12 protein-coding genes are annotated in these 13,844 nt (G+C 60.8%); 6 read left to right on the plus strand and 6 right to left on the minus strand.

Annotated elements, in window-relative coordinates; genetic code table 11:
* Positions 1-8: 8 nt before the first annotated feature.
* Entirely contained in the window at positions 9-2,282 is a 2,274-nt protein-coding gene (katG, locus tag JJN09_RS11870; protein WP_249490289.1) for a catalase/peroxidase HPI, read from the minus strand.
* A gap of 358 nt (positions 2,283-2,640) precedes the next feature.
* Between katG and JJN09_RS11875 the strand changes: the two genes are divergently transcribed.
* Positions 2,641-4,671: a TonB-dependent receptor gene (locus tag JJN09_RS11875; RefSeq protein ID WP_249490290.1), complete on the plus strand. Its 2,031-nt coding sequence runs from the start codon at positions 2,641-2,643 to the stop codon at positions 4,669-4,671.
* A gap of 57 nt (positions 4,672-4,728) precedes the next feature.
* Here the strand turns inward: JJN09_RS11875 and JJN09_RS11880 are convergent, their stop codons facing one another.
* Positions 4,729-6,939, minus strand: a complete 2,211-nt coding sequence (locus tag JJN09_RS11880; protein ID WP_249490291.1) for an LTA synthase family protein — start codon at positions 6,937-6,939, stop codon at positions 4,729-4,731.
* Positions 6,940-7,239: 300 nt separating this feature from the next.
* On the opposite strand from JJN09_RS11880, the gene JJN09_RS11885 reads away from it, so the two are divergent.
* The gene (locus JJN09_RS11885) at positions 7,240-8,271 is read left to right on the plus strand and encodes a sterol desaturase family protein (RefSeq protein ID WP_249490292.1); all 1,032 of its coding nucleotides are present in this window, start codon (positions 7,240-7,242) and stop codon (positions 8,269-8,271) included.
* Here JJN09_RS11885 and JJN09_RS11890 read toward each other — a convergent pair.
* Complete coding sequence (locus tag JJN09_RS11890) at positions 8,252-8,479, minus strand: GFA family protein (RefSeq protein WP_249490293.1); 228 nt, start codon at positions 8,477-8,479, stop codon at positions 8,252-8,254. The genes JJN09_RS11885 and JJN09_RS11890 overlap by 20 nt on opposite strands.
* A gap of 46 nt (positions 8,480-8,525) precedes the next feature.
* Between JJN09_RS11890 and JJN09_RS11895 the strand changes: the two genes are divergently transcribed.
* From JJN09_RS11895 to JJN09_RS11910, 4 genes are all read left to right on the plus strand, one after another.
* Entirely contained in the window at positions 8,526-8,699 is a 174-nt protein-coding gene (locus JJN09_RS11895; protein ID WP_249490294.1) for a hypothetical protein, read from the plus strand.
* A 103-nt stretch (positions 8,700-8,802) separates the two neighbouring features.
* The gene (locus JJN09_RS11900; RefSeq protein WP_249490295.1) at positions 8,803-9,816 is read left to right on the plus strand and encodes an ABC transporter substrate-binding protein; all 1,014 of its coding nucleotides are present in this window, start codon (positions 8,803-8,805) and stop codon (positions 9,814-9,816) included.
* 98 nt (positions 9,817-9,914) lie between these two features.
* Positions 9,915-10,460, plus strand: a complete 546-nt coding sequence (locus JJN09_RS11905) for a hypothetical protein (protein ID WP_249490296.1) — start codon at positions 9,915-9,917, stop codon at positions 10,458-10,460.
* Positions 10,461-10,659: 199 nt separating this feature from the next.
* Positions 10,660-11,076 (plus strand): organic hydroperoxide resistance protein, encoded by a 417-nt coding sequence (locus tag JJN09_RS11910; RefSeq protein ID WP_249490297.1) that lies wholly within the window; start codon positions 10,660-10,662, stop codon positions 11,074-11,076.
* Positions 11,077-11,159: 83 nt separating this feature from the next.
* On the opposite strand, the gene JJN09_RS11915 is transcribed toward JJN09_RS11910, so the two are convergent.
* The 3 genes from JJN09_RS11915 to JJN09_RS11925 all read right to left on the minus strand — a co-directional run bounded on the left by JJN09_RS11915 (position 11,160) and on the right by JJN09_RS11925 (position 13,813).
* Positions 11,160-11,639 carry a copper chaperone PCu(A)C gene (locus JJN09_RS11915; RefSeq protein WP_096820559.1) on the minus strand — a complete coding sequence of 160 codons (480 nt, stop codon included), beginning with the start codon at positions 11,637-11,639 and terminating at the stop codon, positions 11,160-11,162.
* Positions 11,639-12,244 carry an SCO family protein gene (locus JJN09_RS11920; protein ID WP_096820560.1) on the minus strand — a complete coding sequence of 202 codons (606 nt, stop codon included), beginning with the start codon at positions 12,242-12,244 and terminating at the stop codon, positions 11,639-11,641. The genes JJN09_RS11915 and JJN09_RS11920 overlap by 1 nt, the downstream gene beginning before the upstream one ends.
* A 156-nt stretch (positions 12,245-12,400) precedes the next feature.
* Complete coding sequence (locus tag JJN09_RS11925; RefSeq protein WP_249490298.1) at positions 12,401-13,813, minus strand: efflux transporter outer membrane subunit; 1,413 nt, start codon at positions 13,811-13,813, stop codon at positions 12,401-12,403.
* Positions 13,814-13,844 lie beyond the last annotated feature (31 nt).

Consider the following 13,844-nt stretch of genomic DNA (forward strand, 5'->3'; position numbering starts at 1 on the left):
AAAAGCCCTTATTGCCGCAGATCAAACCGATCCAGATCCATCACCTTCGCCCACGCAGCAACGAAGTCGTTGACGAACTGCTCCTTCGCATCGGAACTGGCATACACCTCCGCCAGTGCCCGCAGTACCGCGTTGGAACCGAACACCAGATCGACCCGGGTCGCCGTCCATTTCACGCCGCCGGTCTTGCGGTCACGGCCTTCGAACTCGTCCGCCGCTTTGGACGTCGGTTTCCACTCCACGCTCATGTCCAGCAGGTTGCGGAAGAAGTCGTTGGTCAGGCTGCCGGGTTTGTCGGTGAATACCCCGTGCTTCGTCTTGCCGACGTTGGTGTCCAGCACGCGCAGGCCACCGACCAGCACGGTGAGCTCTGGCGCCGAAAGCGTCAGCAGTTGCGCCTTGTCGATCAGCAACGCCTCGGCCGGCACACGATAGGTGCTGGCCGTGTAGTTACGGAAGCCATCGGTGTGCGGTTCAAGGAAGCCGAACGACTCGACGTCGGTTTGCTCCTGCGTCGCATCGGTACGGCCGGGCGAGAAGGGCACCGAGACGGAGTGCCCGGCGTTTTTTGCGGCCTGTTCGACCCCGGCATTACCGGCCAGCACGATCAGGTCCGCCAGCGAGACTTTCTTGCCCGATGCCCCGGCGTTGAACTCGTTCTGAATGCCTTCGAGGGCTTTCAGTACCTTGTCCAGTTGCTCCGGCTGGTTGGCCTGCCAGAACCGTTGCGGTGCCAGACGCAGACGCCCGCCGTTGGCCCCGCCACGTTTGTCCGAGCCACGGAAGGTAGAGGCGGCAGCCCAGGCGGTGGAGACCAGCTCCGAAACGGACAGCCCCGATGCCAGCACCTTGCCTTTCAGCGCGGTGACATCAGCGTCGCCCAACAGCGGGTGATTGGCCTCGGGAATCGGGTCTTGCCACAGCAACTCTTCCTGCGGCAATTCCGGGCCGAGGTAGCGTGACAGCGGGCCCATGTCGCGGTGGATCAGCTTGTACCAGGCCCGGGCGAAGGCATCCGCCAGTTGATCGGGATTGGCCAGGAATCGCCGCGAAATCTTCTCGTAGGCCGGGTCGAAACGCAGGGCCAGATCGGAGGTGAGCATGGTCGGGTCGATGCGTTTGTTCGGGTCGTGGGCATGGGGAATGGTGCCGGCCCCGGCGCCGTTTTTCGGCTTCCACTGGTGGGCACCGGCCGGGCTCTTGGTCAGTTCCCACTCGAAGCCGAACAGGTTTTCCAGGTAGTTGTTGCTCCACTTCGTTGGCGTCGTGGTCCAGGTCACTTCCAGGCCGCTGGTAATGGTGTCGCCACCCTTGCCGGTGCCGAAGGTGCTTTTCCAGCCCAGGCCTTGCTCTTCGAGGCCTGCGGCTTCCGGTTCCGGCCCGACGTTATCGGCAGGGCCGGCGCCGTGGGTCTTGCCGAAGGCGTGGCCGCCGGCGATCAGGGCGACGGTTTCTTCGTCGTTCATGGCCATGCGGCCGAAGGTTTCGCGGATATCACGGGCCGAGGCCACGGGGTCAGGATTGCCTTCCGGACCTTCCGGGTTCACGTAGATCAAGCCCATCTGCACAGCGGCGAGCGGGTTTTCCAGATTGCGTTCGCCCTGGTTGGTGCGGCTTTGTTCATGGCCGTGTTCGGCCGGTTCGGCGACCAGCGTGCCGTCGCCCGGTTCCTGCATGGCTTCGGGGTGTTTGCCGTAACGGGTGTCGCCGCCCAGCCATTTGTTTTCCGAGCCCCAGTAGACGTCTTCGTCCGGCTCCCATACGTCGGGCCTGCCGCCGGAGAAACCGAAGGTCTTGAAGCCCATCGATTCCAGCGCGACGTTGCCGGTGAGGACGATCAGGTCAGCCCAGGAAATGTTGCGGCCATATTTCTGCTTGATCGGCCACAACAGGCGCCGGGCCTTGTCGAGGCTGACGTTGTCCGGCCAGCTGTTGAGCGGGGCAAAGCGTTGCTGGCCGGAGCCGGCGCCACCACGGCCGTCAGCGGTGCGATAGGTGCCGGCGCTGTGCCAGGCCATGCGGATGAAGAGCGGGCCGTAGTGGCCGAAGTCCGCTGGCCACCAGTCCTGGGAGTCGGTCATCAGCGCCGTCAGGTCGCGTTTCAGGGCCTGGAAATCCAGGCTCTTGAAGGCCTTGGCGTAGTCGAAGTCCTGGCCCAGCGGATCGGAGGCGGGCGAGTGCTGACTCAGGATTTTCAGGTTCAGTTGATTCGGCCACCAATCGCGGTTCGTCGTGCCACCGCCGGCGGCGTGATTGAACGGGCATTTCGATTCATTTGCCATGTTCGGGTCCTTATCAGGTCTTCTGCGGCCGGCTCGTGCCGACTTCGGAGTAGTAAGGCTAGACCCGACTTGGGATGTCAGCTAATAGGCCGACTATTGGTGGCTGATAGGCAAAGTCTTTTACTGCTTTCTGTTGTGAATCTTTGGGAAGAACGCAGTGCGTGTTTTCGCAAACGGCGATATCGCGCGTTGAAAAGCCCGTGCTTGAGCTGTTGTTGTAAACATTGAGGCAAGAATCGTGATGGCCATTGGAAATGTTATTGTATAACATAAAAATGATTTCATCTGATCGAAGTCACTGACATGTCCGTGTGGCAGTGGCTTCGATCCTTACTTTTCTGCCTTACGGAATTTAGAAATGCCTTCGCGTTTTCCCTCCTTTCAGCCAAGCCTGTTGGCGTCTGCGTTGCTGATTGCATCCCCCGCATTCGCCGCCGAACCCCTCGAACTGCAACCGCAAGTCATCACCGGCAATCCACTGAGCAGCCAGACCCTCGCATCACCTACGACGGTGTTGAGCGGCGATGAGCTGACGTTGCAGCAAAAGGGCAGCCTCGGCGAAACCTTGAACAAACAGCCAGGCGTGTCGTCGTCCTACTTTGGGCCGGGTGCCAGTCGCCCGATCATTCGCGGGCAGGACGGCGATCGCATCCGCATCCTGCGCAACGGTGTCGGCGCGCTCGACGCCTCGTCGCTGTCCTACGACCACGCGGTGCCTCTGGACCCGGTCAACGTCGAACGCATCGAGATCGTCCGTGGCCCGGCAGCCTTGCTGTACGGCGGTAGCGCCATCGGCGGAGTGGTCAATACCTTCGATAACCGCATCCCGACCGAGGCCATCGACGGCATTCACGGCGCTGGTGAACTGCGCTATGGCGGCGCCGACACGACCCGCAGCAGCGCTGGGAAACTCGAGGCCGGCAACGGCCAGTTCGCCTTGCACCTGGACGCCAGCGCTCGCGAATTCAATGACCTGAAAATCCCCGGCTACGCCAAAAGCAGCCGCGAACGGGCGGGTGATGACGGCGATTCCAGCAAGCACCGCCTCGCCAACAGCGACGGTCGTCAGGACGGCGGTGCGGTGGGTGGGTCTTACACTTGGGACGACGGATATGCGGGGTTGTCGTACAGCAATTACGACTCCAATTACGGCTCGCCGGCCGAAGACGACGTGCGGATTCGCATGCAGCAGGAGCACTACGCGTTCGCCTCGGAAATCCGCAATCTGGAAGGCCTGTTCAGCTCGGTCAAGTTCGACGCCGGTTACACCGATTACCAGCACCGTGAGATCGAGGGCGGTGAGGTGGGCACCACGTTCAAGAACAAGGGCTACGAAGCGCGGGTCGAAGCCCGGCACCAACCGATGGGGCCGTTCAACGGGGTGATCGGCGCGCAGGTCAGTCGCAATGAATTCTCGGCGCTGGGCGAAGAAGCCTTCGTGCCGCAGACCGATACCAACGCCGGCGCACTGTTCGTTCTGGAAGAGCTGCAAGCCACGGATCGCCTGCTGTTCACCCTCGGCGGACGCCTGGAACACACCACCGTCGACCCGGACGCCAAAGGCAACGAGCGCTTTGCCAATGCCGACCGCTCCAGCAGTTTCACCGCCGGTAGCCTGTCGTCCGGCGCGGTGTACACACTGACGCCGATCTGGTCGGTCGCCGCCACGCTGGGCTACACCGAGCGAGCGCCGACGTTCTACGAGCTGTACGCCAACGGCGCCCATGTTGCGACCGGCACTTACGAAGTCGGTGACGCGGGTCTGTCGAAAGAGAAAGCCGTCTCCAGCGATCTGGCCCTGCGCTTTGACAATGGCACGCACAAGGGCAGCGTCGGCGTGTTCTACAGCCACTTCTCCAATTACATCGGTTTGCTCGGCACGGGGCGCACGCTGAATGACGAAGGGGAAGAGGATGCGGGCGGTATTCCTGAATATGCCTATTCCGGCGTTCGCGCACGCTTCAGCGGTATCGAAGCCCAGGATCGCTGGCAGCTCGGTGAGAGCGCCTACGGCAAGTTCGCGCTGGAACTGTCGGGCGACTACACCCGCGCCAAGAACCTCGACAACGGCCAGGACCTGCCGCGCATCGCACCGCTGCGGTTGAACACCGGTCTGTTGTGGGAGCTGGATCGTTGGCAGGCGCGCATCGATGTGGAACATGCGAGTTCCCAGCACCGGGTGCCGGACAACGAAAGCAGCACCGATGGCTACACCACGCTGGGTGCGAATGTGGGGTATCACTTTGACGTCGGCCAGAGCAAATGGCTGGCCTTCGTCAATGCCGAGAACCTGACCAACCAGACTGTGCGCTATGCCAGTTCGATCCTGCGCGACATTGCGCCGGCAGAAGGGCGAAGCATTCAGGTCGGCCTGCGCACCACATTCTGATCGTTCCCCGCGATCTTTCACCAGCGTCCCGCGAACCGCGTGACGCTGGCGTCGACATCAGCTCGACTGAGCGGTGTCGTCTTCCGGGATTTCCTCCCGCAGATCCTGTTGCCCCGGCAGCTCGGTGATCACGCTGAAATCCGTGACTTCCACCGCGCCCAGCCCATACCCCAGCAAGTGGAACGAGAAAGCCTTGCGTGGTTGCGGGTTGTCGAAACTGAAATCCATTTCCAGCGGCTGTTCCGCCGTGGCAACCATTTCCGACGGCAGGCCCAGTTGTACGTCCTGCTCGAACTCCTTGGCCTTGAGCTGGATGTAGGCTGCCTGCTGCGGATCCATCGAACGCACGGTCAGGCGTACGCGGGTGTGCGAGCCTTTGGGCATTTCCAGGTATTGCGCGCCGATCAGGTTGTCGGCCCAGTCATCCTTGATCTGTGCTTGCAGCGGGATGACGTTGTCGCTGCCGAACTGATAGCGCTGGTTCAGCGGGGTACGCAGCAGCGACAGGTCCAGCGCGTCGGCGCGGGCTGCAATCTGCCGCGCATTCTGGCCGCTGGCATTGCCTTTGAACGTGGCGCTTTCGGCGATGAACCCTTCGCTGGCATAAGCGCGGCAACGTCGCGGCATGTCGCATTCGGTCAGGATGCCGTGGCCGTCGTGGTAGCGCAGTTTGCCGTTGGTGAACGACATGATTTCGCGACCGGTATCGTAGTCGCGAAACAGCGAGCGGCCGCTGAGTGCCGCAGGCACCGGCAGGTCAAAGTAATCGAGGATCGACGCGCTCAAATCGACATGCCCGTAGACCCCGGGGTTGAGGTGCGGCAACTGCGCCTGTTCCGGTGCCAGGGTCAGGTTGAAGCCCCAGGACGACGCCAGTCGCACGCCATCGATGCCATGGGATTCGTCGGACGTGATCACCACCAGCGTGTCTTTCAGCACGCCCTGACGTTCGAGGCCACTGAGGAACTGGTCCAGTGCGTCGTCCAGATAGCCGACGGCTGCCTGCTTCGGCGTGTCGTAGCGTTGCAGGTAGTCTTCCGGCGCGGAGTAGGGCTGATGGGTGCCGACGGTCAGCAGGGTCAGCATCCACGGTTTTTTCTGTTTCTTCAGTTGGCCGACGTAACCCAGCGCGCCTTCGAAGAATGCCTTGTCGTCCTTGCCCCACGGGAATTCCAGGTAGTTGGCGTTGGTGAACCACTCGAGGCCATGGGTCGCATCGAAGCCGATGTGCGGCATGATCTTGTCTTTGGCCATGAAGCGCAGGCCGGCGCCTTGCAGGTAGTGAGTGCTGAAGCCGTTCTGGCGCAATTGGGCCGGCAGGCAGGCCTGGTTGCGTTCGTTCTGGGTCAGCATTTCCACGCCTTTGGGCGTGCCGTTGTTCAGTTTGTCGTAATCGCCGCAAAGCATGGCGTACAGGCCGCGAATGGTCTGATGCGTGTGCAGCACATAGTCCGGCGTGTTCATGCCGCGCTCGGCCCAGCGGCTGAGCTTGGGCATCAGGTCTTCCTGATAATGGCTGCCGATGGCCTCGCGATTGGCGCGGATGTAGGCGCCGGGAATGCCTTCAACAGTCACGATCAGGACATTGCGTGCCTGACCTTTAGCGGCGAGCAACGAGTGACCATTCAAGTCGAGGTCAGTGAGCCCGGCCATCAATGGCGCGGGTATTTCGCTGCCACCTTCCAGCCATTCCTCGGCCTGCATCTGCGCGTCGGCGACCTGCGCGGCAAGCAATTGATGCGGTAGGTTGTACAGGCGCCATGGGTCGGCATCGCTCGGCGAAAGATTCTGTGCGCCCCAATGGGCGGCGAACAGCAACACCGGTGCCGTCCATGCCGCGCGGGGCAGGGCTGGTGCGGGTGTCGCGCGGTTTGCCCACTGCGTCGCCAGCCACAGCAGCAGGGCCAGCAGCAATGCGCCGGCCACCGCCGGATGGGCAAAACCGCCGCCAGTGGAGTTCTCCACAAATTGCGGGTCGATCAGGTAATGCAGGTCCTGGGGATTGGGCAGGCGCCCGACCGCGCTGACCAGTTCTGCCGTCGCCACCGCCAGCAAGCCCCAGAACACCAGCACCGGCAGGCCCAGCCACCACGGCCGGCGATGCAACAGGACCACCAGCAGGCTGCCGATGGCCAGGTCCGAAAGATAGCCGAACAGGCTCGACCAGCCGAGTGCCGCACGCAGGCACACCGGCACGATCAGTACCAGAAAAACCAGAGAAAGAAGACGGGCGTCGGGGTGCCGAAGCCGTTGAAAAAGAGCGCTCACAAAAAAAGACCTTCCAGCCATCAAACCGTCATAAAAGTGTGCGCGATGATACCAAGGGTGGGCTGTCTGATCGCCCTTTTAAACGCGAGTCTGATCCGCTGTAGAACGCGTGTGCGATCCGGTCGAATGGCCTGAAGCCTTGACCTGTATTCGTATCAGCAAAGGGAGAGGCTGTTTTCGCACCCGCCGGGACAGGGAATTTATTGTTTCAGGCTGTTAATTACGCCTTTGATCCAATTCCGCTGCATTTGCGAAACGTTGCGATTTACAATGCCCGACCTCTGATGGAGACCTGCCTCCGTGGACGTCCTCACGCAACTCAACGCTTATCTGCACCGACTGCTGATTGAGCCGGTCGCCGAGCAGTTTTTCAGCCTGTTCGATCTGAATGGCCGCATCGGCGTGGTGTTCATCTTCACGTCCTATTGCGTGGCCTACGGTCTTTTCCGCTTCAGAAAATCCCGCCGCCTGACCGAGGCCCCGACCTTCTGGCAGTTCCTCGGCGGCGGTCGTGTGCATGGGCATCGCTCGGCGTGGCTGGATTACCGCTACTACTTCATCAAGGGCATTCTGCGGGTCGCACTGGTGTTGCCGGTCGTGGCGCTGGTCGATCCGCATATTCTGCGTTCGGGCGATTACGTGCAGTTTTTCACCCGGCTCTGGGGCGCCCGCGAGCAGGTCTGGGATCATCCCTCGATCGCGTTGTTCTATGGCCTCGGCGTGTTTGTGTTCAGAGACTTCTTGCACTATTGGATTCACCGCGCCTTTCACTCCCGCTTTCTGTGGGAATTCCACAAGGTTCACCATTCGGCGCTCGTGCTGGTGCCCGTCACTGCCAGCCGGATTCACATCGTCGAATCGATCTTCGAACGAATCGTCATCACCGCCGGCCTTGGCGCTTTTGCCGGTGTGGTCTGGTACGCCTGTGGCGGGGAGGTCAGCCGCTACACGCTGTTCGGCGTGACCTGGCTGGCTCTGATCATCAACGGCCTGGGGGCCAATCTGCGGCACAGCCATGTCTGGCTGTCGTTCGGGCCGAAGGTCGAACACGTGCTCAACAGCCCGGCCCAGCACCAGATCCACCACAGCGACGCGCCACGACATTTCAACAAGAACTTCGCGATCAACCTGTCGCTGTGGGACTGGATGTTCGGCACGTTGTACGTCACCACGCCGACACCGGAAGTGTTGCGCTTCGGCACGGGCGAGCAGGACCGCACACGTTATCTGACGGTGTACAGCCTGATCGTCACGCCGTTTGTGGACACCGCGAAACGCTTGTCGTCGAACGCCGACGGGCTCAGAACCTGGTTCAATCAGCGTACGCCATGAGGGCTTCGCCGAAGGCCTGCGGCATCGGGCTTTGCGGCCAGCTCGGCAGCCCCTCGGGCAGCGTCAGCCAAGGTTGTTTGTGACTGACCCAGATGTGCGCCATCGGTTGCAGTGATCGGCTTTCATCGAGTGTGCCGGCGCGCAGAACGTTCATCCCCGGCGCCGCCGTGGTGGTGTTGCAAAGACGCGTATGGCAGATGCTGCACACCTGATGTTCGGAGTGCTGCCCATTGAGATCGTAGGCATGGATTGGCGTGAGTTTTGGGCAACTGGCCCAGCGACATGGACTGGTGCGAGTCCTGCCCGGTCAGGTGGATTTTACGGTGGATGTGTGGATCGCCATGCATCAGGATATGCGTCGGGTACAGCGGGTTTCGGCGGTGTTCGATGGCTTGGGCGCGGACTTGCAGGCGTTTATGGAAGGCTGACGTTCAGGTGATATCAATATGCGATAACGGTATTTAAATTTAATTTTTTATAGCGATAGAGTCCGCCCTCACAGATTTCCCTGTAAATCCCTGCGAGGTTGTCATGGCCCTACCGTTCAAACGTTCAGCACTGACACTGCTGGCGGTTTCGCTGGCCGGCGCACTGCTCGGCAATACCGCTCAAGCCGAAGGCAAGATCAGCATCGCCCAACAATTCGGCATCGGTTATCTGATTCTGGACGTGGTGCGCGATCAGCACCTGATCGAGAAGCACGGCAAGGCTCAGGGTCTGGACATCAAGGTCGACTGGAACAGCATTTCCGGCGCTACCGCCATGAACGAAGCGCTGCTGACCGGATCGCTGGATGTGGTCTCGGCCGGCGTGCCACCGATGCTCACTGTATGGGATCGCACCAAGGGCAAACAGAACGTCAAGGCCATCGCTTCGCTGGGCTCGATGCCCAACTACCTGCTGACCAATAACCCGAACGTAAAAACCCTCAAGGACTTCAGCGAAAAGGATCGCATCGCCGTGCCGGCGGCGGGTGTGGGCTTCCAGTCCCGCACGCTGCAGATCGAAACGGCCAAAGAATTCGGTAATGACCAATACAAGAAGTTCGACGACATCTCCGTCAGCCTGCCGCACCCGGATGCCACGGCCGCGTTGATCGCCGGCGGCTCGGAAATCAACGCGCATTTCTCCAGCCCGCCGTTCCAGTACCAGGCGTTGCAGAATCCCAACGTGCATAAAGTGCTGAGTTCCTACGATGTGCTCGGCGGCCAGGCCACATTCAACGTGCTGTACACCACGGAAAAATTCCACGACGAAAACCCGAAAACCTACAGGGCGTTCTACGACGCACTGGCCGAGGCCGAGCAGATCATCAAGGCTGACAAGCCTGCGGCGGCTCAGGCTTACATTCGCGTCGAACAGTCGAAACTGCCGCTGGCGTTGGTGGAGAAAATCGTCACCGATCCGGAAATCGATTTCACCGTGGTGCCGCAGCGCACCTTTATCTATGCAGAGAAATTGCAGGAGTTGGGTGTGCTGAAAAACAAGGCGGACAGTTGGAAGGATTATTTCTTTGAAGAGGCGCATGGCGGGGCGGGGAGTTGAATCCCGGGGCGTTCTGGACAGGGTAATGGCCTCTTAGTAGCATTTGCCGCCAGCGCTCTGACTCCATGGCGCAATGCTCTGAATCTACAAGGACGGCCATGCTTGATTTTCTGTACCGCAAAATGAATGTCGATTTTATTGTCTGGAGTGGCACGGTACGCAAAATCCAAAAGCTCACTGACGACGACGGGTATGTCGAAACGGTCGTGCGAATCGAAAATGATAATGGCGAGATCGAGGATATCGATGTTTCCGGCCTTGAGCTCGATCTGAAACGAAACCATCGCGTCAGCGTCTTCAATGCCACCACGGCGGCCATCGACTACAGCGTCTTTGCCTTGTTGCGCAATGACTGCTTGTCTCGGTCCGCATTGCTGGTTGATGGCGAACTCCTTTTCAAGGAGTTGGGTATAAAACTCCCCAGGTTCACCATCTTCCTGATTTCGTTGGTGTATGGCGCGATCGCGACCTGGATCGCTGGAGAGGGTGGATTGATTTCCGCCATCGTCCTTTTCGGCGCTCTGCACATGGACGGAAGGCGACGTCGCAAGCTTTTCGGTGCCCGAATCGAGGCACATTTACACAAATTCGATAAGCAGTATCAAAGCCATCGCATGGTCAAAAGAGCACTGGCGCGATCGTAATGAGCGTCGGGTACGTCGATGCAGTGGGCGCTTTTTGCTGAGGCCTTCGACGGTCTGGGTGGCCGCACGTCCGCCGGCCGGGTGAGCGGCAAACCCGCGTCTATAGTGAGAGGGCTGTGTTAAACGGGTTGGCGTACCTCAAGGCTGCGACGGGAGGCGCCGAGTGAACAATCTGCTGTTATTCATTCAGGAGATCGCCATGAGCCAGATCGAAAAAGTCCTCTACACCGCAAAGACCCACACCACCGGCGGACGTGACGGGGCGTCGCGCAGTTCCGACGGGATCCTCGACGTCAAACTGTCGTCTCCCGGCACCAACGGCGGCGGGACCAATCCGGAACAACTGTTCGCCGCCGGCTGGTCGGCGTGCTTCATCGGTGCGATGAAAGCGGTGGCGGTGCAGCAGAAAATCAGCCTGCCAGCGGACCTGGCGGTGGATGCCGAAGTGGACCTGGGCACCAACTCGGGAGGGTATCTGTTGCAGGCGCGGCTCAATGTGAGCCTGCCGGGCATGGAGCGCGGCGCGGCACAGCAACTGGTGGATGCGGCGCATCAGGTGTGCCCGTATTCGAAGGCCACGCGCAACAACATCGAAGTCGAGTTGAAACTGGTCTGACATCCAGATGCAAACGGGGCGGCATGATCGTCGATCATGCCGCCCCGTTGGTTTTTTGAAGTCGTAAATCTGTCAGTCAGCGATCAATGCATCTTGCTGTGATCGTGGCCTTCCATGTTGGTCAGCGAGCGCACCGGCGCCTGGACTTCGATGGCTTGTTTCTCGCCCTTGGCGTTTTCGACGGTCAGGGTCAGCGGCACGTTGTCGCCTTCCTTCAGTTGACCGTTCAGGCCCATCAACATCACGTGGTAGCCGTTGGGATCGAACTTGACGGCTTTGCCGGCCGGCAGGTCGACCGAGTTGACCGGGCCCATGCTCATCACGTCGTTCTTCATGGTCATTTCGTGAATCTGCACGTCCTTGGCCACTGGCGATGCAACGCTGAGCAGCTTGCTGTCGCTGTCGGCGGTGACGGTCATGAACGCGCCGCTGGCCGACTGGTTTGGCACGGTTGCACGGACCCAGGCGTCATCGACCTTGGTCTGCGCCGAAACCTGGAACGCCAGGCCCAGCAGGGACAGGCCCAGTGCAGCACGTTTGATGTTGTTCAGAAAAGGGTTCATCAGCAGACCTCCATGACGGTAAGCAAGTCTTCCGTACACTCTTGTGCAGAAAGCGATTGGGACAGACCCACGCGCAGGTTGCCGCGGGTGTCGTAGACATAACTGGTAGACGTGTGCGACAGGGTGTAGGTGTCGCCGGCAGGGACTTTTTCGTAGAAGACGTCGAATTCCTTGGCGGTGGCCTTGGTTTCCTCAAGGGTGCCGTACAGGGCGACGAAGCTTGGGTCGAAGGTCTTGACGTAGGCGTCGAGGATTTGCGGTGTGTCGCGTTCCGGGTCGAGGGTGATGAACACCACTTGCAGGATGTCGCCATCCTTGCCCATCAGCTTCTTGATTTTCGCCGCGCGGGCCAGGGTCGTCGGGCAGACGGCCGGGCACTGGGTGAAGCCGAAGAAGATCATCGGCATCAGGCCGCGAAAGCTCGACAGCGACACGGTGTTGCCTTCGGTGTCCTTGAGCTTGAAGGTGCGTCCGAGGATCTTGTCGCTCAGATCCTTGCCGTACTTGTACGACAGTTGGCCACGGGTGTCGCAGCCGGCGAGCAGGCCCAGACCGAGCACGCCCATTCCCGCAAGCACCTTGCGGCGAGTCAACAAAGCCGTCATCTAATACCGCCTTTTGCAGCCCGCCGGTCAGCGAGACAGGCGGGGGGTTAACCGTAAAAGCGGCGCATGATACCAAAATGAACCGCCAGGTCGGTTTTTGATCACCAACCAATGTCGGATCGGGCGACAAAAGGTGTAAGAAAACATGACCTGCGGTTATTGCGGCGACGGTTCAACCGGGCTCCAGCTGCCGCCCAGCGCGGTGTACAGATTTACCTGCGCCACCAGTTGCGCCAACCGGTCAGTGATCAGGCCCTGCTGGGAACTGAACAGCGAACGCTGGGCATCGAGGAACGTCAGGCTGCTGTCGACGCCGGTCTGATAGCGGTGCTGCGCCATGTCGTAATAGTCCTGGGTCGCCTGCACCAGATCACGCTGGGCCTGGAGTTGTTGCTGGTAGGTCTGGCGTGCCGCGAGTCCGTCGGACACTTCCTGGAAGGCTGTCTGAATGGTCTTTTCGTACTCGGCGACGCTGATGTCTTTCTGCAATTTCGCGTAATCCAGACTGGCGCGCAGGCTGCCGGCGTTGAAGATCGGCAGGCTGATCTGCGGCTGGAAGGTCCAGGCACCGGAGCCGCCCTTGAACAGCCCTGACAGGTCGCGACTGGACGTGCCGGCGTTGGCGGTCAGGCTGACACTGGGAAAGAACGCCGCCCGGGCCGCGCCAATATTGGCATTGGCCGCCTTGAGCTTGTATTCGGCCTGGAGAATATCCGGCCGGCGCTGCAGCAGATCCGACGGCAATCCGGCCGGTACTTGCGCCACCAGATCACTGTCCAGCGGACGTGCCGGCAGGGTTTCGGAGACTGGCGCGCCGACCAGCAGCGTCAGGCTGTTCAAGTCCTGGGCGACCTGGCGTTGATAGCGGGCGAGGCTGGCGCGGGTGCTGTCGACGCTGGTCTGCGCCTGGATCTGATCCAGCGCCGAAGACTTGCCGGCCTCGCGGTTGCGTGTGGTCAGGCGCAGGCTTTTCTCGTCGGCGGCGAGGGTTTCGCGAGTCAGGGCCAGCAGCTCCTGGTCGGCGCGCCAGGTCAGGTAGGCATTGGCGACGTTGGCCACCAGGCTCAGTTGTGCACTGCGCCGGGCCTCTTCGGTGGCCAGCCAGCTCATCAACGCCTGATCACTGAGGCTGCGAACCCGGCCGAAGAAATCCAGTTCGTAGGCGCTGATGCCAAGGTTGGCGGAGTAGGTCGACGTGATCGCCGCTTTGGTTTTGGTCACGCTCGCCGGCACCCGCTGGCGCAGTTCGTTGGCATTGGCCGAGACCGCCGGCAGCAGATCGGCGCGCTGAATGCGGTACTTGGCCTGGAACGCCTCGACGTTCAGCGCGGCGACTCTCAAGTCGCGGTTGTTGACCAACGCGCTTTCAATCAGTTGCTGCAACGCCGGGTCATTGAACAATCCGCGCCAGTCCTCGACCGCGGTGGTGGCCTGGGTTGGCGCAGGGTAGGCGGGGCCTTTTGGATACTGCGCCGCACTGGGCGACGCGGGTTGCTGATAGTCGGGAATCAGCGAGCAGCCGCCCATCAGCAACGCCATGGACAGCAGAGAGATCGGCAACCTGGACATCAAACAGCCTCGTTCACGAATGAGAGCGGGC

This window comes from Pseudomonas sp. HS6 (genome assembly GCF_023375815.1).
Classification (GTDB): Bacteria; Pseudomonadota; Gammaproteobacteria; order Pseudomonadales; family Pseudomonadaceae; genus Aquipseudomonas.